At 72.2% G+C, this 22,280-nt stretch carries 22 protein-coding genes and 1 riboswitch; of the genes, 11 read left to right on the top strand and 11 right to left on the bottom strand.

The features are described 5' to 3' along the window. The first annotated feature begins 116 nt into the window (after window positions 1-116). Complete coding sequence (locus CP983_RS08195) at window positions 117-842, top strand: class I SAM-dependent methyltransferase (protein WP_150499113.1); 726 nt, start codon at window positions 117-119, stop codon at window positions 840-842. A gap of 75 nt (window positions 843-917) precedes the next feature. Here the strand turns inward: CP983_RS08195 and CP983_RS08190 are convergent, their stop codons facing one another. Together CP983_RS08190 and CP983_RS08185 are read right to left on the bottom strand one after the other, a co-directional pair. After that, window positions 918-3,458, bottom strand: a complete 2,541-nt coding sequence (locus tag CP983_RS08190) for an immunoglobulin domain-containing protein (protein ID WP_150499112.1) — start codon at window positions 3,456-3,458, stop codon at window positions 918-920. A 14-nt stretch (window positions 3,459-3,472) separates the two neighbouring features. Beyond that, window positions 3,473-4,000, bottom strand: a complete 528-nt coding sequence (locus CP983_RS08185; protein WP_107907989.1) for a neocarzinostatin apoprotein domain-containing protein — start codon at window positions 3,998-4,000, stop codon at window positions 3,473-3,475. A gap of 314 nt (window positions 4,001-4,314) precedes the next feature. Between CP983_RS08185 and CP983_RS08180 the strand changes: the two genes are divergently transcribed. Beyond that, window positions 4,315-6,105, top strand: a complete 1,791-nt coding sequence (locus tag CP983_RS08180) for an FAD-binding dehydrogenase (RefSeq protein ID WP_150499111.1) — start codon at window positions 4,315-4,317, stop codon at window positions 6,103-6,105. Between the two features lie 16 nt (window positions 6,106-6,121). Here the strand turns inward: CP983_RS08180 and CP983_RS08175 are convergent, their stop codons facing one another. The 7 genes from CP983_RS08175 to CP983_RS08150 all read right to left on the bottom strand — a co-directional run bounded on the left by CP983_RS08175 (window position 6,122) and on the right by CP983_RS08150 (window position 10,970). Then, on the bottom strand, window positions 6,122-6,538 hold the full coding sequence (locus tag CP983_RS08175; protein WP_107907991.1) for a universal stress protein: 417 nt from the start codon (window positions 6,536-6,538) through the stop codon (window positions 6,122-6,124). A gap of 1 nt (window position 6,539) precedes the next feature. Then, on the bottom strand, window positions 6,540-8,036 hold the full coding sequence (locus CP983_RS08170) for an APC family permease (protein ID WP_150499110.1): 1,497 nt from the start codon (window positions 8,034-8,036) through the stop codon (window positions 6,540-6,542). A 114-nt stretch (window positions 8,037-8,150) separates the two neighbouring features. After that, entirely contained in the window at window positions 8,151-9,014 is an 864-nt protein-coding gene (locus tag CP983_RS08165; RefSeq protein ID WP_150499109.1) for an energy-coupling factor ABC transporter ATP-binding protein, read from the bottom strand. Next, on the bottom strand, window positions 9,011-9,154 hold the full coding sequence (locus tag CP983_RS43915; RefSeq protein ID WP_167537674.1) for a hypothetical protein: 144 nt from the start codon (window positions 9,152-9,154) through the stop codon (window positions 9,011-9,013). The genes CP983_RS08165 and CP983_RS43915 overlap by 4 nt, the downstream gene beginning before the upstream one ends. Next, window positions 9,151-9,900, bottom strand: coding sequence for a cobalt ECF transporter T component CbiQ (gene cbiQ, locus CP983_RS08160; RefSeq protein WP_150499108.1), 750 nt, complete (start codon window positions 9,898-9,900; stop codon window positions 9,151-9,153). The genes CP983_RS43915 and cbiQ overlap by 4 nt, the downstream gene beginning before the upstream one ends. 3 nt (window positions 9,901-9,903) lie before the next feature. Beyond that, complete coding sequence (locus CP983_RS08155) at window positions 9,904-10,272, bottom strand: energy-coupling factor ABC transporter substrate-binding protein (RefSeq protein ID WP_150499107.1); 369 nt, start codon at window positions 10,270-10,272, stop codon at window positions 9,904-9,906. Beyond that, window positions 10,269-10,970 (bottom strand): energy-coupling factor ABC transporter permease, encoded by a 702-nt coding sequence (locus CP983_RS08150; RefSeq protein ID WP_150499106.1) that lies wholly within the window; start codon window positions 10,968-10,970, stop codon window positions 10,269-10,271. The genes CP983_RS08155 and CP983_RS08150 overlap by 4 nt, the downstream gene beginning before the upstream one ends. A gap of 30 nt (window positions 10,971-11,000) precedes the next feature. Then, a riboswitch (cobalamin riboswitch) is annotated at window positions 11,001-11,186 on the bottom strand. Between the two features lie 100 nt (window positions 11,187-11,286). Here CP983_RS08150 and CP983_RS08145 point away from each other — a divergent pair. The 8 genes from CP983_RS08145 (at window position 11,287) to CP983_RS08110 (ending at window position 20,082) form a co-directional block, all read left to right on the top strand. Beyond that, window positions 11,287-12,120 (top strand): M55 family metallopeptidase, encoded by an 834-nt coding sequence (locus CP983_RS08145; RefSeq protein ID WP_150499105.1) that lies wholly within the window; start codon window positions 11,287-11,289, stop codon window positions 12,118-12,120. After that, window positions 12,113-13,417 (top strand): M20/M25/M40 family metallo-hydrolase, encoded by a 1,305-nt coding sequence (locus tag CP983_RS08140; RefSeq protein WP_107907997.1) that lies wholly within the window; start codon window positions 12,113-12,115, stop codon window positions 13,415-13,417. The genes CP983_RS08145 and CP983_RS08140 overlap by 8 nt, the downstream gene beginning before the upstream one ends. Before the next feature lie 17 nt (window positions 13,418-13,434). Beyond that, window positions 13,435-15,387 (top strand): LpqB family beta-propeller domain-containing protein, encoded by a 1,953-nt coding sequence (locus CP983_RS08135; protein WP_229914661.1) that lies wholly within the window; start codon window positions 13,435-13,437, stop codon window positions 15,385-15,387. Then, window positions 15,384-16,319, top strand: coding sequence for a S66 peptidase family protein (locus CP983_RS08130; RefSeq protein ID WP_125526245.1), 936 nt, complete (start codon window positions 15,384-15,386; stop codon window positions 16,317-16,319). Before CP983_RS08135 ends, CP983_RS08130 begins: the two co-directional genes overlap by 4 nt. A gap of 141 nt (window positions 16,320-16,460) precedes the next feature. Beyond that, window positions 16,461-18,239 (top strand): CocE/NonD family hydrolase, encoded by a 1,779-nt coding sequence (locus CP983_RS08125; RefSeq protein ID WP_189748496.1) that lies wholly within the window; start codon window positions 16,461-16,463, stop codon window positions 18,237-18,239. 56 nt (window positions 18,240-18,295) lie between these two features. Beyond that, window positions 18,296-18,550 (top strand): LapA family protein, encoded by a 255-nt coding sequence (locus CP983_RS08120; RefSeq protein WP_185843910.1) that lies wholly within the window; start codon window positions 18,296-18,298, stop codon window positions 18,548-18,550. A gap of 19 nt (window positions 18,551-18,569) precedes the next feature. Then, window positions 18,570-19,118, top strand: coding sequence for a GNAT family N-acetyltransferase (locus tag CP983_RS08115; protein WP_125526243.1), 549 nt, complete (start codon window positions 18,570-18,572; stop codon window positions 19,116-19,118). A 64-nt stretch (window positions 19,119-19,182) separates the two neighbouring features. Next, window positions 19,183-20,082, top strand: a complete 900-nt coding sequence (locus CP983_RS08110) for an arginase family protein (RefSeq protein WP_150499102.1) — start codon at window positions 19,183-19,185, stop codon at window positions 20,080-20,082. Here CP983_RS08110 and CP983_RS08105 read toward each other — a convergent pair. Beyond that, complete coding sequence (locus tag CP983_RS08105; RefSeq protein ID WP_107908004.1) at window positions 20,073-20,420, bottom strand: VOC family protein; 348 nt, start codon at window positions 20,418-20,420, stop codon at window positions 20,073-20,075. The genes CP983_RS08110 and CP983_RS08105 overlap by 10 nt on opposite strands. Window positions 20,421-20,517: 97 nt before the next feature. On the opposite strand from CP983_RS08105, the gene CP983_RS08100 reads away from it, so the two are divergent. Then, the gene (locus tag CP983_RS08100; protein WP_125526241.1) at window positions 20,518-21,018 is read left to right on the top strand and encodes a phage holin family protein; all 501 of its coding nucleotides are present in this window, start codon (window positions 20,518-20,520) and stop codon (window positions 21,016-21,018) included. Between the two features lie 67 nt (window positions 21,019-21,085). Here CP983_RS08100 and CP983_RS08095 read toward each other — a convergent pair whose 3' ends face one another. Continuing rightward, window positions 21,086-22,177 carry an enolase C-terminal domain-like protein gene (locus tag CP983_RS08095; protein ID WP_150499101.1) on the bottom strand — a complete coding sequence of 364 codons (1,092 nt, stop codon included), beginning with the start codon at window positions 22,175-22,177 and terminating at the stop codon, window positions 21,086-21,088. Between the last annotated feature and the right edge of the window lie 103 nt (window positions 22,178-22,280).

The following is a 22,280-nucleotide window of genomic DNA, read 5'->3' as shown; positions in this document are numbered from 1 at the left end:
TGTCGAATGCGGAGTGAAGGAATGTGCCATGCGCTTGTAGCCGCAACCCCGCCGCGATAGACCGTAGTCGCCCGCCATCTGACGGCGGGTCGGCAGCGCTACCTGGGGAGTCGTTCATGAGCGTGACGAGTCGGTACCGGGAGGCCTGGGAGGGCTTCTGGCGTGAAGCCCCCGAGGAACAGGGGGCGGTGTTCTGGGACGCCGAGCCGGCCCTGACCGCCGGACGCCATCTGGCCCTGTTCGAGGCCCATCTGGCCGACCCCGGGCTGGCCATGGTGGACCTGGGCTGCGGCAACGGCACCCAGACCCGGTTCCTCGCCGACCGCTTCCCGCGCGTCGTCGGCGTCGACCTGTCCGCCGCGGCCCTCGACCACGCCCGCCACGCCGACCCCGCCGGACAGGCGACGTACCGGCTGTTCGACGCCGTGGAGAAGGCCGAGGCGGAGACGCTCCACGCCGAGCTCGGGGACGTCAACATCTATATGCGGGGCGTGCTGCACCAGACCGAGCCCGACGACCGGCAGCAGCTGGTGAACGGCATCGCCACGCTGGTCGGCGAGCGCGGCCGGGCCTTCCTCGTGGAGCTCTCCCAGGAGGCCAAGCCCGTTCTCATGGGCCTGGCGCAGAGCCCGTCGGGACCGCCGCCCAAACTCGCGCCGATCTTCCGGCACGGCATCGCCCCGGGCGAGGTGGCCGACGACGCGGTGCCCGAGTTCCTGCGGGCGGCCGGCCTCGGCATCCTCGCGAGCGGCGAAATACCCCTGATCACCGCGGAGTACGGGCCCGACGGCACCCGGATCGAGCTGCCGTCGAAGTGGGTGGTGGCGGGCCGCGCCGTCTGACGGACCGGTGCGAACGACGAACGCCCTCCGGTGCGGGTTCCGTGCGCCGGAGGGCGAACTCGGTTCTGCCGTGCGTCAGTTGGCGTTGCGGCCCTTGCGGTACGCCACCCAGCCCGCGGCGAGCAGCGCGGCCGCGAGCGCCGCGACGGAGAGCACCGTCACGCCGGTCGAGGCGAGGCTGCCACCCGCGGCGGAGGTGCCGGTGCCGCCGGTCGGGGAAGCGGTCCCGCCGCCGGTGCCGCCGGTGCCGCCGCCCGACGTGCTCGTGCCGGAGCCGCCGTCGCCACCCGTGCCGCCGGACCCGCCGTCGCCGTCATCCGTGTCCACCGGGTCCTGCCCGACGAAGCGGACCGGGACCTTGACGTCCTGGGAGCGGTCGCCGGAGAGGGTGTGGTCGTTGCGGGTGGCCAGGACGCACGTCGCCTTGAAGCAGTCGGTGTACTCGTCCTTGGCGTCCACGGTCAGCTGGACCTCGAAGGTGCCGCCCGCGCCGTACGGGACCGCCAGTTCCGCGCCGTAGTCCGGCGGGTCGGAGGAGATCCACGCCGAGGATTGCGAGCCACCGCTCATGCCGACGCCGCCGATGCAGGGCGTGGGCGGTTCGCCGTCGCCGTTGTCGACGCACAGGGCGACGTAGATGCCCTTCTTCGTGTCGTAGCCGGAGCCGGTGACCTTCAGGGTCTGGTTCTTCGTGGCGAGGTCGTTGACCGGGGTGACGGTGAGTCTCTGGCCGTTCGGGCCGGTGGCCGTGCCGCTGCCGGACGGCTCGGTGTCCCCAACGTCGCTCCCGCCGTCGCCGCCGTCGCCGGGCTCTGTGACGGTGAGCGTGATGGGCGAAGTGCGGGTCGTACCCGCCGAGTTGGTGAACTCGGCCCGGTAGCGGTGCCCGTCGTGGGCGGCCTTCGCGGTGAAGGCGTACGTGTTGCCGGTGGCGCCCTCGATCGCCGACCAGGTCTGACCGGCGTCCGGGCTGACCTGCCAGCGGACCGTGGGCTCCGGGGCGCCCTCGGCCGCCGCGACGAAGGTGACCTTGTCGCCCGGCGCGACGGACCGGTCCGTGGGGGACCGGACGACCTTCGGCGACATCCGCCGGTCGAGCTTGACGATCTTGCCCTCGGCGGGGCTGCTGACGTAGACGGAGGTGCCGCCGGGGGCGACGGCGACCGCGGCCTCGCCGAGCTGGGAGTGGTTGCCCACGAGCTCGGTCGGCTTCGCCGCCTCCTCGAAGGTCCCGGTGTCGTACACCGCCAGCGAGCTGAGGTCGTTGCCGTTGCCGCTGTCGCCGTTGTCCTGGCGGACGACGAAGGCGCGCCCGGTGCCGGTGTCGAAGGCCACGTCCGTGGTCTCGTCCGGCCCGCTCAGCGTGGTCAGCGGCTTGGCGTCCTTGTCGTACACGAGCACGGAGGTGCCGCTGCCCACCCACACGTTGCCGGTGGCGGGGTCGGCCTCGACGAAACCGACGGAAGCGGCGGGGAGTTCGGCCGTGGCGGTGACGGTGAACGTCTTCGTGTCGACGCGGCGCAGCTGTCCGCCCGCGGAACCGGCGGACCAGGCCGCGTCGTGCGCGGGGTCGACGCCGAGCTGGGAGCCGCCGTCGAGGGTGAGGGTCCGTTCGACCGCGCCGGTCGCGGTCCGGATCTCGGAGAGCGCGGGGCCCTGTGCGACCAGGGTGGTGCCGGCCTCGGTGCCGGGGCCGGCACCGGTGACCGTGGCGCCCGCGAGCCATGCGCCGGCCGCCGCGGTGTCACCGTCCCTGGCGGTGCCGATGCCCCGCAGCGGGTAGTGGAAGACGACGCCGTCACCGGCGAGCGGCGCGGCGATCAGGGCGACGTTGCGGGCCGCCATGGTGCCGCCGGTGCCGGGGGCCTGGCTGACGTGGGTGAGGACCTTGCCGTCGGCGGCGTCGAGGGCGTACAGGCCGCGCTCGTTGACGTCACCGGTGTCGACGAAGTCCTCCGAACCGGCGTACAGCTTCCCGGAGCCGGGGTGCAGCAGCAGGTCCTTCACCTCGCCGGCCGCCGTGAACTCGGCCGCCTTGACATATCCGACCGTGCCGGCGGGCACGTCCACACCGTCACCGTCACCGCCGTCGCCGGGGTCCTGGCCCTCGAAGCCGACGGGGACACGGACGTCCTGGGAGCGGTCGCCGGGGTTGCGGTGGTCGACGCGGGTGACGACCGAGCAGGTGACGTTGGCGCAGTCGAGGCTCGTGTCCTTGGCCCTGACGGCGATCTCCACGTCGAAGGTGCCTCCCGTGCCCCACTGCACGGCCAGGTCGCCCGCGTACTCGTCGCCCTCGGGGACGACCCACTGCGAGGAGCTCCCGGTGCCGGTCTGGTCGGCGCCGCCGAGGCAGGGGCCGGGGGCGCGGTTGTCGCCGTTGTCCTTGCACAGGGCGACGTAGACGGCCTTCGTCGCGTCGTAGCCGGAGCCGGTGACGCGGAGCGTCTCGCCCTCGGGGTCGAGGTTCGCCGAGGCGGAGACGGTGAGTTTCTGGCCGTCCTTGCCGAGACCGGTCCTCGGTGTGTCGGCGGCCTGTGCGGCGGAGCCGAACGTGCCGGCCGCGGCCACGAGCGCGGCGGCGCCCAGGAGCGCCGCCGGTCGTCTGTGCTGCATGGGGGTTCCTCCGGTCACTGGAAGGTGATCGGCACGTGGACGTCGTACTTGCGGTCCCCGCTGTCGAAGTGGTCCGCGCGTGTGACCACCGCGCACTCGACGTCCTCGCCGCAGACGCTGCCGTCGTCGAGGGTGGCCTTGACGAAGATCTGCACGTTGAAGGTGCCGCCGGTGCCGAACTTGGAGCTGTTGGCGAACATGCCGCCGAAGGTGTTGTTGACCCAGTGCGAGGCGCCGGTGGTGCCGGACTCGTCCTGGCCGCCCAGACACGGGGTGGGCTTGTTCGCGCCCTGCGCCCCGTCGACCACGCACAGTCCGACGTAGATGCCCTGGCCGGTGTTGTAGCCGGAGCCGGAGACGGTGACGACCTGGCCCGCGGCGGTGGCCGTGCCCGGCGCGGTGAGGGACAGGTTGTACGTCGTGCCGCCGTCGGTGACCGTACGGGTCGAGGTCGCGGCGGAGGCCGAGGTCGCCAGGCCCAGGGTCAGGGCGGAGGCGGCGACGACGGTGAGGGCCGCGCGGGCGGCGGGGATGGATCTCATCAGGGAGCACCCTTCTGGAAGAAACCCGAGTAGTGACTTAGGTGAGGCTAACCTAAATTGACGTTGCCTCTATTTGTCAATGGAAGGCAAAGGGTCGTGAACGGCGGCTTCGGGAAGGGGAGTTGGCGCGCAAGCCGACGCGCACTCCTGGTGGACCGCGTCCGCCAAACATGAGAAAAGTTCACAGTTGCAGCATCTGGCGACCCCGACTTCCCCTGGGCTACCGTCGGTAACACCCGCTTTCCCAGCGGCATCCCGTGTGTCTCCCGCCCCCTGCGCACCCCCAGTGGTCGCGTCTCCCCGGAAGGCAGCCCATGGAGAACCCGTCAGTCCCCGGCGCGATCACCCGACGCCGTGCCCTCACGGTCGCCGGAGGGGTGTTCGCCGGTGCCGCGCTCGCGCAGGCGGCGTCACCGGCCTTCGGCGCCACGGCGGCGTCGGACGCGGACGCCATCGTCGTGGGACACGGTCTGGCCGGACTGGTCGCGACCGCCGAACTCGCCGCTGCCGGGCGCAAGGTGCTGCTGCTGGACCAGGAACCGGAGGCGAGCCTCGGCGGGCAGGCGTTCTGGTCCTTCGGCGGCCTGTTCTTCGTCGACTCCGCCGAGCAGCGGCTGATGGGCGTCAAGGACTCCCGCGAGCTGGCCTGGCAGGACTGGCTGGGCACGGCCGGCTTCGACCGGGGCGTCGACGACCCCGAGGGACAGGACCACTGGGCCTACAAGTGGGCCGAGGCGTACGTCGACTTCGCCGCCGAGGAGAAGCGGGCCTGGCTGGCCGGGCTCGGCATGCAGTGGTTCCCGATCGTCGGCTGGGCCGAGCGCGGCGGCGGACTGGCCGACGGGCACGGCAACTCGGTGCCCCGGTTCCATGTCACCTGGGGCACCGGACCGGCCGTCGTCGAGCCCTTCGAGAAGAAGGTGCGGGCCGCGGTGGCGGACCGGCTGGTCACCTTCAGGTTCCGGCACCGGGTGGACGAGCTGATCGTCACCGGCGGCGCCGTCACCGGAGTGCGCGGCGCGGTCCTGCAGCCGAGCGACGCGGCCCGCGGCAAGCCCAGTTCCCGCACCGTCGTCGGGGAGTTCGAGCTCAGGGCCCCCGTCGTGGTCGTCACCTCCGGCGGCATCGGCGCCGACCACGACCTCGTACGCGCCAACTGGCCCGCCCGGCTCGGCAGTCCGCCGAAGTCCATGATCACCGGCGTACCCGCGCACGTGGACGGCCGCATGCTCGCGATCACCGAGCGCGCCGGCGGACGGATCGTCAACCCGGACCGGATGTGGCACTACACCGAGGGCCTGAAGAACTACGACCCGATCTGGCCCGGCCACGGCATCCGCATCCTGCCCGGCCCGTCCTCCATGTGGTTCGACGCCACCGGCAAACGCTTCTCCAGCCCCGACATCCCGGGCTACGACACCCTGCACACCCTGAAGTCGATCACCGACAGCGGACACGACTACTCCTGGTTCGTCACCACCCAGAAGATCATCGCCAAGGAGTTCGCGCTCTCCGGCTCCGAACAGAACCCCGACCTCACCGAGAAGAACATCTGGAAGCTGCTGTCCCGCATCTGGCAGACCCCGGAGCCGATCGAGCGGTTCAAGGAGAAGGGCGAGGACTTCGTCGTCGCCAAGACCCTGCCCGAACTGGTCGCCGGCATGAACAAACTGACGGGGGACGACCTGATCGACCTCGCCGGCCTCAAGCGGCAGATCGAGGCCCGCGACCGCGAGATCGACAACCCCTACACCAAGGACGTCCAGGTCATGGGCATCCGCAACGCGCTGGCGTACCCCGGGGACACGCTCAGCCGCACCGCCTCCGTGCACCGGATCCTGGACCCGGGCGCCGGCCCTCTCATCGCCGTACGCCTGAACATCCTCACCCGCAAGACACTCGGCGGCCTCCAGACCGACCTCTCCGGCCGGGTCCTGAACGCCGCCGGCACCCCGATCGCCGGGCTGTACGCGGCCGGTGAGGTCGCCGGTTTCGGCGGGGGCGGCGTCCACGGCTACCGCTCGCTGGAGGGGACCTTCCTCGGCGGCTGCCTCTTCTCCGGCCGCACGGCGGGGCGGGCGGCGGCAGCGGCCACCGCGAGCTGAGCGAGACGCCCCGGCCTCACGGCTCGGTGGGCACGCACAGCACCGGAGTGCGTGCCAGATGCAGCAGCTTGTGGGGCGTGGCGCCCAGCAGGGCGCCGCGCAGCGGGCTCTCGCCCCAGCTGCCGACCACGATGACCCGCGCCGCATGACGTGTCGCGGCGTCGATCAGGGCCTCCGCCGGCTTCTGGTCGATGACCTCGACGGTGGTGCGCACCCCGGCCTCGTCGGCGACCTGGACCGCGTGCGAGAGCGCGGTTCGCCCGGCCTCCCGCAGGGCGTCCCGGTGAGCGGTGGCCTCCTCGCCGAGGGAGCCGGGCGCCGCCGCGCCGTAGACCAGGACGAGAGGTTCGTCGAACGCGGCCGACACCTCCACGGCGACGTGCAGCGCGCGCACCGCGCCCGGGGACTCGTCGTAACCGAGAACGACCGACATCTCAGGGCTCCTCGTGGCCGGGTACGAGTGCGGGGTCGGCCACCTCCGGGCGCTCCGACCAGAAGGCGGGGGACACGAACCGCCACACGACCATGAGGATCACCCCGGCGAGGGTGATCCCGATGCCGATGACCAGGGGCGGGCCGACGCCGAACCACGAGACCCCGCTGTAGGAGTTGGCGGGGTCGGACATGTCGCCGACCGACTCGACCAGCAGCCACGCCAGCAGTCCGGCGCCGACCAGCGGGCCGAGGCCGATGAGCAGGAAGTTGTGGAGGCTCTCGGTGAGATGGCGGCGGTAGTAGACCGCGCAGGCCAGGCCGGTGAGCGCGTAGTAGAACGCGATCAGCAGCGACAGCGCGGTCAGCGAGTCGAACAGGGCGTTCTCGCTGATCTGGCGCACGACGAGGTACCAGGCGATGGCGATGGCGGCCACCCACCACGTGCTCACGTCGGGGGTGCGGAACCGGTGGTTGATGTGCCCGAAGTGCGCGGGCAGCGCGTGCCTGCGGGCCATGGACAGCGCGGTCCGCGAGGCGGGGATGATCGTCGTCTGCGTCGACGCCAGGCCGGACGTCGAGACCGCCAGCAGCACGACCCAGTCCCAGGTGCCCATCGCCTCGTCGGCGAGCAGGGCGAAGATGAACTCCTCCTCGGAGGCGTTCTCGGACAGGTACGCCGGTCCGGCGTAGGCGACCACCGCGTAGGCGACCGACACGTACGTCACCAGCAGGATGACCGTCGACCACACGCCGGCCTTGCCGGGAGCGGTGGCGGAGTTCTCGACCTCCTCGGTGAGATTGACCGCCGACTCCCAGCCCCAGTAGATGAACACGCCCAGCAGCAGACCCGCCGTCAGCTCGGCGCCGCCTGCCCCGAAGGGATTGAGCCAGCTGAACGCCGGATCGGCGGCGTCGAGCGAACCGGTGTCGGCGTAGACCCGGTAGATCGCCACCACCGCGAACGCCAGCAGACAGGCGACCTGCGCGAGGATGAGCGCGTTCTGCACCCTGGCCGACACCTCCGTGCCGATCACGCACAGGGCCGTCATGCCGAGGATGACCAGCACCGTCAGCGTCTGGCGCACCAACTCGTTCTCGGCCCAGCTGTCGAGGCCGAAGGCCATCAGCGCGAACGTCACCGCGACGTCCGCGAGCGAGCCGATCACCAGGACGCCGGTCATCGTGATGGCCCAGCCGCCGAGCCAGCCGGCCCACGGGCCCATCGCCCGGGTGACCCACGAGAAGGTCGTCCCGCAGTCCTGGTCCACCCGGTTGAGGTAGTAGAACGCCGACGCGATCAGCAGCATCGGGACGAACGACGCGAGCATGACGCCGGGGGCGTAGACGCCCACGAGGGCCACGACCGGGCCGATCGCCGCGGCCAGCGAGTACGCGGGCGAGGTGGCGTTGAGCCCGATGACGAGGGCGTCGACGAACCCGATCGCGTCGGGTTTCAGTCCTTCGGGCGGGCTGGTGTCCTCGGTGGCCTCGGCCATGCTGCCTCACTTCGGTCGTGCGTGACCTCATGAAACAGGCAGCCCCGGGGTCCGCCGGGCCTTTGGCGGCCGGTCGCGGTATGTATCACCCGTGTGCCCAGCGCACGGGCGGTCTCAGCCGTCGGCCGCGATCGTGGGAGTGGTCGGCGCCGCCAGTGCGGCCAGTTCGTCCGCGTCGCGCGGGCCCGGTGCCGAGTCGTCCAGCAGGCCGTGCGCCCGCAGCAGCCGGGCCGCCGCGATGCCCCAGGGCAGTCGCAGCCCCGCCTCCCGCAGGAGGTCCGTGCGGGCCAGCATCGTGTCCGCGGGACCGGTGCGGACACCGGACGGGGTCAGCAGCGCCGCGTCGTCGGCCCAGCGCAGCGCGAGGTCGACGTCATGGGTGGCCATGACGACCGTGGTGCCGCTCGCGCGCAGTCCGCCCAGGGTCGTGAGCAGGCGTTCCTGGCCGTCGGGGTCGAGCCCGGCGGTCGGCTCGTCGAGGATCAGCACGCGCGGCCGCATCGCGACGGCCCCGGCGATGGCCGTGCGCTTGCGCTGCCCGTACGACAGCAGATGCGTGGGCCGGTCCGCCAGCCGGGTGATGTCGAGGGCGGCCAGCGACTCGTCGACCCGCGCCCGCACCTCGGCGTCCGGCAGGCCGAGGTTGAGCGGGCCGAAGGAGACGTCCTGCGCTACGGACGCGGCGAACAGCTGGTCGTCGGGGTCCTGCACCACCAGCTGCACGGTCGTCCGCAGCCGGGTCAGCCCCTTGCGGTCGTACGCGACCGGCGTCCCCCCGACCGTCAGCCGGCCGTCGTGCGGCTTGAGTCCGCCGCTGAGCAGCCGCATCAGCGTGGTCTTGCCGCTGCCGTTGCGGCCGAGCAGCGCGAGAGCCCGCCCCTCGCGGACGTCGAAGTCGAGGCCGCTGAGCACGACGGGGCCGTCCTCGTAGGCGTAGGAGACACCCCGCAGGGCGACGAGGGCGGTGGGCTCGCTCATGGCTGGGCCTTTTTCCGTGCGGGGGTGGGGGTGGCCGGCGTCGTGACAGGGGAGTGGCTCGTGGCCGTGGGTGCGACGGGGTCGCTCTGGTGGGCGTGGGTCGCGTCCCGGCCCGCGACGAGGGCGGTGGGCTCGCTCATGGCAGGGCCCTTTCCAGTACGAGGGTGAGAGCGGCCAGCGCTGCGAGCAGGGCGCAACTCGCGGCCGTGAAACGGACGGAGACCTTCGCCTCGGGCACCAGGACGCGCAGGGTGCCGTCGTAGCCGCGCCCGGCGAGCCCGGCGTGCAGGCGGGTGGCCCGGTCGAAGGACCGCACGAACGCGGTCGCGCCGAGGCCGGCCAGCGAACGCCAGGTCGCGGCGCGGGTGGTGTGCCCGAGCCGGGCCGCCTGCGCGTCCCGCACCCGGCGCATCGAGTCGAGCAGCAGGAAACTCATGCGGTACGTCACCAGCGCGACGTCCACGACGGGTGCGGGCACCCCCGCCTTCACCAGCCGCGGCAGCAGGTCCGACATCGGCGTGGTGAACGCGAACAGCAGCACCCCGAGCGAGGCCGCCGAGGTGCGCAGCAGCAGTTCACCGGCGCGCAGCGGCCCGTCGGCGGCGAGGGACACGAAGCCCTGCCCGCCGCCGACCTGGACCAGCAGCGTGGCCGCGCCGGTCACACAGAAACCGAGCGGCACGCGGTACGCCCGCCACAGCCGCCGCCCGGGCACGCCCGCCGGCCCCAGCAGCACGGTCAGCGCGGTGAGAAGGACCAACGCGGCACCCGGCCAGGGCGGCAGGGAGATCGCGAGCACGGTGAGACCGAGCCCGAGCACGGCCTTGTCCACGGGATGACGGCGGCGCCAGCGACTGCTGTGCGCCGCCGCGTCGATCGGCAGCACGTGTCAGACCCTGTCGGCCTTCGACTCCTCGGCGGCACCGGCCGCCGCCTCCTCGCCGGCCCGCTCCATTGCCCGCTGTTCGCCCTGCCTGCGTCCCCGGTGCAGCCCGAAGTAGTAGGCGAGGACACCGGCACCCAGCGCCGCCTGGAGGGAGAAGAGGGCCGACTCGATCTCACCGGACGGCGGCTCGTACAGCGGCGAGAACCAGGGCTCGTAGTCCGGCTCGATCTCGGTGATCGCCGTCTCCGCCTCGCCGTCGGCGCCGGTGAACGGCTCCTCCTTGTGGTCGCCCAGGCCGAGTGCCAGCGGCAGCACGGCGAGCGCGGCCACCACGAGCAGCAGCAGGACGTTGATCTTCGTGTTCCTGCTCATCGGGCCACCGCCTCCGTCTCGCTGCGGGACTGCTTCCTGGCGAGGAGCACGCCCAGCCGGGTCAGTTCGCCCTTGCTGGACTGCACCAGCAGCCGCATCACGAGCACCGTCAGCAGGCCCTCGCTCACCGCCAGCGGGATCTGGGTGATGGCGAAGATGGAGCCGAACTTGCCGAGCGCGCCCACGAATCCGCTGCCCGGGTCGGGGAACGCGAGCGCCAGCTGGACGCTGGTCACGCAGTAGGTCGACAGGTCCGCGACGAACGCGCCGAAGAACACGGCGACCATCAGCGGCACGTCGTAGCGCCGCAGCAGCTTGTAGATCGCGTAGCCGGCCCAGGGCCCGACGATCGCCATCGAGAAGACGTTGGCGCCGAGCGTGGTCAGACCGCCGTGCGCGAGCAGCAGCGCCTGGAACAGCAGCGTGATGGTGCCCAGTACCGCCATGATCGGCGGCCGGAACAGGATGGCGCCCAGGCCCGTGCCGGTGGGATGCGAACAGCTGCCGGTCACCGACGGCAGCTTCAGGGCGGAAAGGACGAAGGTGAAGGCCCCGGAGGCGCCGAGCAGCAGTGTGCTCTCGGGATGCTCCCGGACCTCACGGGTGAGTGACCGTACTCCGTGTACGACGAACGGCGCGGACGCGACGCCCCAGGCGACCGCGTGCGCCGGGGGCAGAAAACCCTCGGCTATGTGCATGGCTCAGCAGACCCTCTCCAGCACCTCGTGGATGGTTGACGTGCCTTGGCCGGTCTCCTGGCTGACGGGTGACACCGCCCGTGCTCCGCCTTCCCGGGTCACAAGGACCCAGTGGCTTGCCCGCGAGGGCAGGAGCCGGACTTCCCGATTCACAGTGGCGAGGGCCGCACCGGCATCACACCGGATTTCCCGTTCACCAAGGCGTGGTGACATTAGTGCCCTTGGCGGGTGGCTGACAAGCACACCCCAAAGGTGTGAAAGCGGCGTTCGTCCGCTTCGTGGCGGGTTCCCTCCCGGGCGCGTAACGTGATCGAGCATGAAGATCCTCATCAGCGCCGACATGGAGGGCGCCACCGGTGTGACCTGGCCGGCCGACGTGCTTCCGGGGACTCCCCAGTGGGAGCGCTGCCGGGCGATGTTCACCTCGGACGTCGATGCCGCCGTGCTGGGATTCTTCGACGGCGGCGCCGACGCCGTCCTCATCAATGAGGCGCACTGGTCCATGCGCAATCTGCTGCTCGAACGGCTCGACGAGCGGGCCGAGATGCTCACCGGCCGGCACAAGACGCTGTCCATGGTCGAGGGCGTGCAGCACGGCGACGTGGACGGCATCGCCTTCGTCGGCTACCACGCGGGCGCCGGCATGGAGGGTGTTCTCGCGCACACCTACCTCGCGAACCAGATCACAGGGGTGTGGCTGAACGACGTCCGGGCCAGCGAGGGCCTGCTGAACGCGCACGTCGTCGCAGAGTACGGCGTCCCCGTGGTGCTGGTCACCGGCGACGACCTGGCCTGCGAGGACGCGCTCGGCTACGCGCCCGGGGCGCCGAAGGTCGCCGTCAAGGACCACGTCTCGCGGTACGCCGCCGTGTGCCGTACGCCGGCCAGGACCGCCGCCGACATCCGTGCCGCGGCAAAGGAGGCGGCCGGGCTGGCGGTCCGTCACGAACCGGTGCGCGGGGGACCGTTCACCGTCGCCGTCGAGTTCGACGCCGAACACCTCGCGATGGCCGTCACCGTCGTTCCCGGCGTCGAACGTATCGGCGAGCGCAAGGTGGCGTACACCAGCGAGCGAATGTACGAGGGAATCCGTACCTTCAAGGCGGTCACCACGATCGCCTCGGCCTCGGTGGAGGAGCAGTATGGCTGACGGGCAGGCACTGGACGAAGTCGTCACGTTCACCTCCGACCTCATCCGCATCGACACGACCAACCGCGGCGGCGGTGACTGCCGTGAGCGCCCCGCCGCCGAGTACGCGGCCGCGCGGCTGGCCGAGGCGGGCCTGGAACCCGCCCTGCTGGAGCGCACCGAGGGCCGGACCAACGTCGTCGCCCGTATCGAGGGCACCGACCCGTCGGCGGACGCACTCCTCGTGCACGGTCACCTGGACGTGGTGCCCGCGCAGGCCGGCGAATGGAGCGTGCACCCCTTCTCCGGGGAGATCCGCGACGGCGTCGTGTGGGGCCGGGGCGCGGTCGACATGAAGAACATGGACGCGATGATCCTCGCCGTCGTGCGGTCCTGGGCCCGCGAGGGCGTACGGCCCCGCCGGGACGTCGTGATCGCGTTCACCGCCGACGAGGAGGCCAGCGCCGAGGACGGCTCCGGGTTCCTCGCCGACCGGCACGCCGCGCTGTTCGAGGGCTGCACCGAGGGAATCAGCGAGTCCGGGGCGTTCACCGTCCACGACGGCAGCGGCCGACAGCTCTACCCCCTCGCCGCCGGCGAGCGCGGCACCGGCTGGGTCAAGCTCACCGCCCACGGGCGTGCCGCGCACGGCTCGCGGCCCAACCGGGAGAACGCCGTCACCCGCCTCGCCGCCGCTGTCACCCGTATCGGCGCCCACGAGTGGCCGCTCAGGCTCACCCCGACCGTCCGCGCGGCCCTCACCGAACTCGCCGCGCTCTACGGCCTCGACGCCGACCTGGACGACGTGGACGGCCTGCTGGAGAAGCTCGGCCCGGCCGCCCGGCTGGTCGAGGCGACCGTCCGCAACAGCGCCAACCCGACCATGCTGGAGGCCGGTTACAAGGTCAACGTCATCCCCGGGGAGGCCGTCGCGTATGTCGACGGCCGATATCTCCCGGGTCACGAGGACGAGTTCCGCGCCACCCTTGACCAGCTCACCGGACCTGACGTGAACTGGGAGTTCCACCATCACGAGGTGGCCCTCCAGTCGCCCGTGGACTCGCCGACGTACGCCCGGATGCGCGCGGCCGTCGAGGAGTTCGCACCCGAGGGGCACGTCGTGCCGTACTGCATGCCCGGCGGCACCGACGCCAAGCAGTTCTCACGGCTCGGCATCACCGGTTACGGCTTCTCACCGCTGAAGCTGCCGGAGGGCTACGACTACGGGGCCATGTTCCACGGCGTCGACGAGCGGGTGCCCATCGAGGCACTGCACTTCGGCGTACGCGTGCTCGACCGTTTTCTGCGTACGGCCTAGGGGAGTTGGGGGAGAAAGTGCGGACGCTGGCGTACGGTTCCTGGCCCTCGCCCATCGACGCGGCCGTCGCCGCGGCGCACGAGGGGCGGCCCGACTTCGTGGGCTTCGTGGGGGAGGAGGCCTGGTGGACCGAGGCGCGGCCCACCGAGGGCGGCCGGTACACGCTGGTGCGGCGCCGTACCGACGGCGGCGAGGAGTCGGTGCTGCCCGCCCCGTGGAACGTACGCAGCCGGGTCATCGAGTACGGCGGACAGCCGTGGGCCGGTGCCGTCGCGGACGGCCGGCCGCTCGTCGTCTTCGTCGACTTCGCCGACCAGCGGCTCTACCGCTACGAGGAGGGCGGCGAGCCGCGTCCCCTCACCCCCGTCTCCGAGGTGGGCGGCGGACTGCGCTGGGTCGAGCCGCGGCTGCGGCTCGACCTCGGCGAGGTGTGGTGCGTACTGGAGGAGTTCACCGGCCCCGGACCCACCGACGTACGACGTGTCCTGGCCGCCGTACCGCTGGACGGCTCGGCGGCCGGGGACCGCGGCGCAGTGCGCGAACTGACCGACGACGGACGCCGGTTCGTCACCGGCGCGCGGATCTCGCCCGACGGGCGGCGGGCGGCGTGGCTCACCTGGGACCACCCGCACATGCCGTGGGACGGCACGGAACTGCTGGTCGCGGACGTCGCGGCGGACGGCACCCTCGGCAGCCCGCGGACCGTCGCGGGCGGACCGCAGGAGTCGATCGCCCAGGCCGACTGGTCGGCCGACGGGCGGCTGCTGTACACGAGCGACCGCAGCGGCTGGTGGAACCTCTACCGCGACGGCGTACCGCTGTGCCCCCGCGAGGAGGAGTTCGGCGGACCGCTGTGGCAGCTCGGCCTGAGCTGGTTCGCGCCGTTGGCGAGCGGGCTCGTCGCGGTCGTGCACGGCCGTGGCGCGACGGCCCTCGGGGTGCTCGACCCGGAGACCGGCGAGATCGTCGACGCGGCCGGCCCCTGGACCGAGTTCGCGCCCACGCTCTCGGCGTACGGCGAGCGGGTCGTGGCCGTCGGCGCGAGCCCGCGCAGCGCCTACGAGGTGGTCGAGCTGGACGCCAGTACCGGCCGCACCCGGGTGATCGGGGCCGTGCACGACGACGCGGTGGACCCCGCCTACTACCCCGAGCCGCAGATCCGCACCTTCACCGGACCCGGCGGCCAGGACATCCACGCGCACATCTACCCGCCGCACAACCCGGGCTGCGTGGCCCCAGGCGACGCCCCGCCGCCCTACGTCGTCTGGGCGCACGGCGGCCCCACCTCACGGGCACCCCTCGTGCTGGACCTGGCCATCGCCTACTTCACCTCCCGCGGCATCGGCGTCGCCGAGGTCGACTACGGCGGCTCCAGCGGCTACGGCAGGGAGTACCGCAACAGGCTGCGCGAGCAGTGGGGCGTGGTCGACGTCGAGGACTGCGCGGCCGTCGCGCTCGCCCTCGCCGACGAGGGCACCGCCGACCGGCGGCGGCTCGCCGTCCGCGGCGGCAGCGCGGGCGGCTGGACCACGGCCGCCTCGCTCACCACGACCGACGTCTTCGCCTGCGGCACGATCCTCTACCCGATCCTCGACCTGGCCGGCTGGGGCAGCGGCGAGACCCATGACTTCGAGTCCCAGTACCTGGAGTCCCTGGTCGGACCGCTCGCCGAGGTGCCCGCACGGTACCTGGAGCGCTCGCCCGCGGAGCACGCCGAGCACCTCACGGTGCCGTTCCTGCTGCTCCAGGGCCTGGACGACGTGATCTGCCCGCCCACCCAGTGCGAGCGGTTCCTCGCCAGCATGGAGGGGCGGCGGGTGCCGCACGCCTACATCGCCTTCGAGGGCGAGGGGCACGGGTTCCGCCGGGCGGAGACGATGGTCCGCGTCCTGGAGTCCGAACTCTCCCTGTACGCCCAGGTCTTCGGGATCGACCCGCCCGGGATCCCCAAGCTGGAGCTCGCCAAGTGACACAGTCCGTACCGCCCCTCGTGCGGCCCGCCCGACTCGCCGCCGGCGCCCGCGTCGCCGTCGTCGCCCCCAGCGGACCGATCCCCGAGGAACGGCTCCAGGCCGGGCTCGACGTGCTGCGCGGCTGGGACCTCGACCCGGTGGTGGCACCCCATGTGCTGGACCGGCACGGCGAGTTCGACTACCTCGCGGGCACGGACGCCGACCGGGCCGCCGATCTCCAGGGCGCCTGGTGCGATCCGTCCGTCGACGCCGTGCTGTGCGCCCGGGGCGGCTACGGCGTGCAGCGGATGATCGACCTGCTCGACTGGGACGCGATGGCCGCGGCCGGACCGAAGGTCTTCGTCGGCTTCAGCGACATCACCGTCCTGCACGAGGCCTTCGCCCGCCGACTGGGCCTGGCCACGCTCTACGGTCCGATGGCGGCCGGCATCGACTTCATCAAGAACGCGCGGGCCCAGGAGCATCTGAGGGCCACGCTCCTCGACCCGGAGTCGGTGCGCACGATCACCTCCGCCGGCTCCGCGCTCGTCCCCGGCCGGGCGCGCGGTGTCACGCTCGGCGGCTGCCTCTGCCTGCTCGCCGCCGAGACCGGCACCCCGCACGCCCGGACCTCCGCGCGCGGCGGCCTGCTGTGCCTGGAGGACGTGGGCGAGGAGACGTACCGTCTGGATCGGTACCTCACCCAGCTCCTGCGCGCCGGACTGTTCGACGGCGTGCGCGGCGTGCTGCTCGGGTCGTGGCAGGCGTGCGAGCCGCAGGAGCGGGTGCGTGCGCTGCTCCTGGACCGACTGGGTGGCCTCGGTGTGCCCGTTGTGGAGGAGTTCGGGTTCGGGCACTGTGAGGGAGCGCTGACGATTCCGTTCGGGGTGAGTGCCGAACTCGACGCCGACGCGGGGACGTTGACGCTCGACGAGCCCGCTCTGCGCTGAACACGATTCACTGAATCTCCGTCAAGAAACCTCCGTCACGGCGATTGACCTCGTCTGACACGTGTCACACCATGACAACCGGCCAGTACTTACTGGTCGGTATGCAGGGCTGTCCAGACGTGCCTCAGTGTGGAGGTCTCCGTGTCCCGTCGTGTGCCCAGATTCCGAGCCCCACTCGCTCTCGTCCTCGGCGCCACGCTCACCGCACCCCTCGCGCTCACCGCACCGGCCGCCGCCGCGACCGGCCAGTACACCGTCACTGCCCTGAAGTTCACCGTCCGCGCGGGCGACCGCAGCTGCACCGTCGACGCCGATCTGTACCGGCCCGCAGGCGTGGACCGCGCCCACCCCGCACCCGCCGTCGTCGCCACCAACGGCTTCGGCGGCAGCAAGTCCGACGGCTCGACCGACATCATCGGCAAGTCGTTCGCCGAGCGCGGATACGTCTCCCTCGTCTACTCCGGCCTCGGCTTCGGCAGGTCCGGCTGTCTGATCGGTCTCGACGACCCCACCCTCGACGGCGTCGCCGCCTCCGGTCTGGTCGACTTCCTGGGCGGCCGGCGCGCCGCCGACGACGGCACGAGGGCCGACTACGTCACCCTCGACGCCCCCGGCGACCCGCGTGTCGGGATGGTCGGCGGCTCCTACGGCGGGGCCGTCCAGCTGGCCACGGCCGCCGTCGACCGCCGCCTGGACGCACTGGTGCCGATGATCACCTGGAACGACCTGGCGTACTCCCTCGACCCGAACAACGCCGTCGGCAGCGGCGCTGTCCCCGGCTCCTTCAAATGGCAGTGGGCCAACGGCTTCTACCTGATCGGCGAGGGCCAGCCCCTGCTGGAGCCCAACCTCGACCCCTCCCGCATCAACTCCATGGCCTGCCTGCACTTCGTCACCAAGGCCTGCGACACCATCCGCACCCTCAACTCCGGCCGTTACCCGGCGAAACGGACCGCCGAACTGCTCGCCTACGCCCGCAGCGTCTCGCCGGTCTCGTACCTCAGCCGCGTCAAGGCACCCACCCTCCTCGTCCAGGGCCAGGCCGACAGCCTCTTCAACCTCAACGAGGCGACGGCGACGTACCGCACGCTCAAGGACCAGGGCACCCCGACCAAGATGATCTGGCAGTCCTGGGGCCACAGCGGCGGCATGAGCGACCCCGCCTCCGGGGAACTCAACCTCGGCCAGGGCAACCTGGAGACCAGTTACGTCGGCCGCCGCGTCCTCGCCTGGTTCGACCGCCACCTGCGCGGGCACGCCGTCGACACCGGACCGGCCTTCGCCTACTACCGCGACTGGATCACCGACCCGGACCATACCTACGCCACCGCCGACCGCGTCCCCGCGCTCAGCAGGACGCTCTACCTCTCCGGCGACGGCAAGCTCGTCGGCAACCGTAACGAGGTGCGGCGCGGCAGCCGTACGTACACCAACTGGCCCGTCCCCACCAGCCACTCCGAGAGCTCGCTCGCCTCACTCATCGGCCTCCCCGACCCGGCGCCGTACGACACCCCGGGCACCCACCTCGCCTGGACCAGCGAGCCGCTCGCCCGCACCACCGACGTCGTCGGCGCGCCCCGGGCCACGCTCCGGGTCAGCTCCCCGGTGGCCGAGCGGACCCAGCACTCAGGGGACGCGGCCGACAGGCTCGTGCTCTTCGCCAAGCTGTACGACGTCGCCCCCGACGGCACCCGGACGCTGGTGCACCGGCTCGTCGCACCGGTGCGTGTGCCCGACGTGAGAAGGAGCTTCACCGTGACCCTGCCGGGGATCGTGCACCGGTACGAGAAGGGGCACCGGCTGCGGTTCGTGATCGCGGCGAGTGACGACGCGTACTTCGGGAACCGGGGGATCAAGCCGGTGACCGTGGCCGGCGCGTCCCAGGACGCCGGGGTGCTCCGGCTGCCGGTGATCGGATAGCGCCCGGCGGGCCGCTCACCGTGCGTGATCGCCACTTCGGGAGCATCCTTGGTGGTATGACCGCGAAGACGTCGGAGAGCGGCTCGAAGGCCGGCGGGAAGCGGAGTGGCCTGTCCGGGCACATGACCCCTGGCAGGATCACCGTGCTGGTGCTCGCCGCCCTCGCGCTGATCTTCATCTTCGAGAACACCCGCAGTACCGAGATCCGGCTGCTGATCCCCCTGGTGACGATGCCGCTGTGGCTGGCGCTGCTGGCCGTGGGGCTCATCGGCGCACTGGTCGGCGGCTACTTCATGCGACGCCGCCGTTAGCGGGTCGTAGGCTGGCGCAATGCCGCAGCCCTCGTCCCGCTACCTCGCCGAAGGCCCCCGCGTGGGCATACGCCACTTCACCCACGCGGACGCCGCCGAATTCACGGCGCGTGCCCGGGAGAGCAAGGACCTGCACCGCCCGTGGCTCTTCCCGCCGGACGGCGAAGCCGCGTACGCCGCCTATGCCGGGCGGCTGATCGAGGATCCGACCAAGGCGGGGTTCCTGGTGTGCGCGAAGGAGGACGGCGGGGGGATCGCCGGGTTCGTCAACATCAACAACATCGTCGAGGGCGCCTTCCGGAGCGGTGCCCTCGGCTACGGCGCCTTCTCCCACGCGGCCGGCCGCGGCCTGATGCGGCAGGGCCTCGACCTGGTGGTCGGCCATGCCTTCGGCCCGATGCGGCTGCACCGGCTGGAGATCAACGTCCAGCCGGCCAACACCGGCTCCATCGCCCTCGCCCGCGCCTGCGGCTTCCGTCTGGAGGGCTTCTCGCCGAACATGCTCTTCATCGACGGGGCCTGGCGCGATCACGAACGGTGGGCGATCACCGCCGAGATGCGTCCCTGAAGCCGGTCACCGTCGCGATGCCATGGCATTGAGCGCCGACTTCACGTCGGACAGGATGGGGCGCATGCGGAACATCGTGGTGCTCGACGCCCCCTCCAACCTGGGCCTGCGCCCGCCGGCCCCGGGCACGGTCCCCGGCTGCCACAAGCTCGCCGGCGCGTTGCGCGAGCAGCGGATCGTCCAGCGGCTGCGGGCGCTGGAGGGCGGGGTCGTGGTGCCGCCGCGCTACGACCGCGGGGACTGGCAGGAAGGCGACGGCGTCTTCAACGCGGCCGCCCTCGCCTCCTACACCCGCAGGCTCGCCGACCGCATCGAGGCTCATGTGCGCGCCGGGGACTTCCCGCTCGTGCTCGGCGGCGACTGCTCGATCAACCTCGGCGCGGCCCTCGCGCTGCGCCGCGCCGGCCGGTACGGGCTGGCGGTCGTGGACGCCTCGCCCGACTTCCGGCACCCCGGCAACTCCGACCGGGTCGGCGCGGCCGGCGGCGAGGAGGTCGCCCTGGCCACCGGGCGCGGGCAGGCGGACCTGACGGACCTGGAGGGGCTGCGGCCCTATCTGCGGGACGAGGACGTGCGGTACTTCGGCATCCGCGACTGCTTCGAGGAGGACCGCGCCGAGCTCGCCGAGCTGAAGATTCCCGTGGTGACCGTCGGAGACCTGCGCGAATGGGGCGCCGAGGCGCTGGCGACCGTCACCCGGCAGGCCTTCGAGATCCCCGAACTGGACGGCTTCTGGGTGCACCTGGACGCCGACGTCCTCGACCCGTCCGTCATGCCCGCCGTGGACAGCCCCGACCCGGACGGGCTCATGCCCGACGAACTGGTCGCGCTGCTGCGGCCGTTGCTGGCCTCCGAGCACTGCGTCGGCCTCAACGTCACGATCTACGACCCCGACCTGGACCCGGAGGGCACGGCCGGGGCGCTGCTCACCGACGTGGTCGTGACGGCCCTGGGCTACGCCTGACGGTCCACGTACTCGTAGATCGCCCCGTCCGGGTGCATCGCGATCAGATTGCGCCCGGCGGGAGTCGCCATCGGCCCGGCGACGATGTGCGCGCCCAGCTCGCTGAGCACCTGGCGCGCCTCCTCGACGTCCTTGACGGCGATCGTCGCGGCGACCTTGCGCAGCACCTCCAGCTCGGCCGCGGGGCCGCTCATCAGCAGGAAGCAGCCGACCGCGGCCACCTGGACACCGCCGCGTTCGAAGCGCAGTGCTGTGCCGCCGGCGAGGCGTTCGTAGAAGGGGACCGCGGTCTCCAGGTCGTCGACGCATACGCGCAGCGTGGCTCCCAGAATGTCCATGCTGGAAGCCTAGTTGGGAGCCGCCGGATACGGAGATCGTTTCACGCGATCCCCGCACTCCCCGTTATGCCGGTGCCGGCAGGGGTACCCGGCGCCCATGGATCGCTTGGATCATCTTGAGCATCTGGACAAGGAACTGGTCGACGAGCTGGCGCAGGTGGCGCGCGAGACCGTGCGCGACGAACTGCGCGAGCAGACCCGCCGGCAGCGCCGCCGGGCCACGCTGTACGCCGGGTCCGGCGCCGTCGCCCTGTACGCGGGCGCGGCCCTCGCGCTCGCGATGGGGCTCGGCCTCGCCGCCGCACTGCCCGACTGGGCGGCCGCACTGATCACCGCGGTGATCCTCGGTGTGCTGGCGTACCTGCTGCGCGGCGCGGCACGGCCGTCCGCGTCCCGGCCGACGGCGGACACGGCCACCGGAGCCGCACCCGGGCGCACCCTCGGCGGCACGGCGCCGGGCACTCCGCCCAGCGGACTCGGCATGCCGTATCCGCCGATGCCGCCCGGACCGCCGCAGGCGGGAGCACCGGGCACGGGCGGGACGCGGACACCGCACCCCGACGACATCGACCCCGAGCAGCCGCACCACCGGGCGTGACGCCTGAGGCGGCGACGACGAAGAAGGCCCTGCCCTCCCGGCGGGGCCTTCGTCATGACCGGGGCCATCAGGCGACCCGGTACTGCTCCATCTCCTCCGTCCGCAGGGTCAGCCCGTGTCCGAGGCCGTGGGTCGGGGTGACCGTGCCGCCCGTCGGGTCGAGGGCGCCGGTGAAGAACATGTCCTCCAGGCGCACATGGTCGTGGAACCACTCGATGTGCCGCAGATTGGGGATCGCGGCGGCCGCGGCGGCGTGGGCGTGCGGGGCACGGTGGGCCGAGACCTCCAGGCCGTGGGCCTGCGCGAGGGCGGCGGCACGCACGAACTCCGTCAGACCGCCGCAGCGCGTGGCGTCGATCTGGAGGCAGTCGACCGCGCCGGCCGAGATCATGCGGGCGAAGTACGGCAGGTCGTAGCCGTACGCACCGGCCGTGACGTCGCACGGCAGGCTGTCGCGGACCAGCCGCAGGCCCGTCAGATCGTCCGAGGACACCGGCTCCTGGAACCATCCGACGTCGTGCCCGGCGAGCCCGTGGCCGACCCGGATCGCCTGTTTGCGGGTGTAGGCGCCGCTCGCGTCCACATACAACTCGGCCTCGGGGCCGATCACTTGGCGTGCCGTGCGCACCCGGTCCAGGTCGCGCGGGGTCGCACGGCCCCGGTCCTCGCCGATCCTTATCTTCACGCGCGGAATGTGCTGGCCGTGCACCCAGCCGTTCAGCTGTGCCGCCAGATGCTTGTCGTGGTACGTCGTGAAGCCGCCGCTGCCGTAGACGGGGACACGCTCACGGCACACCCCGAGCAGTCGCGCCAGCGGCAGCTCCAGGAGCCGGGCCTTGAGGTCCCACAGGGCGATGTCCAGCGCCGAGATCGCGCACGCGGCGACGCCCGCCCGGCCCGCGTCGCGGATCGCGCGGCACATCGCTTCGTGCGCCGCCGGGACGTCCAGGGCGCCACGGCCCTCGATCAGCGGGGCGAGATGGTCGCGCAGGAAGTCGCCGACCGCCGCCGGACCGTACGTCCAGCCGGTGCCGGTGGTGTCGCCCGAGGTCACCTCGGCGATCACCACCGTCGTGGAGTGCCAGCTCAGAGTGCCGTCCGCCTCGGGGGCGTCGGTGGGCACCGTGTACACGGATACGACGGGGAGACGGAGTTTCATCGCGCCGGCCCGTCCCACTCCACGCTCGCCGTGACCTGGCCGTACGCGGGCATGCGGGACACCTCCGGTACTGCCGCCTCGGCGGCGCGGACGGATCGCCGCC

This window comes from Streptomyces chartreusis, from assembly GCF_008704715.1.
Taxonomy (GTDB): Bacteria; Actinomycetota; Actinomycetes; order Streptomycetales; family Streptomycetaceae; genus Streptomyces; species Streptomyces chartreusis.
The sequence above is the reverse complement of the archived record's forward strand: the minus strand, read 5'-3'. Positions and strand labels throughout refer to the sequence as shown.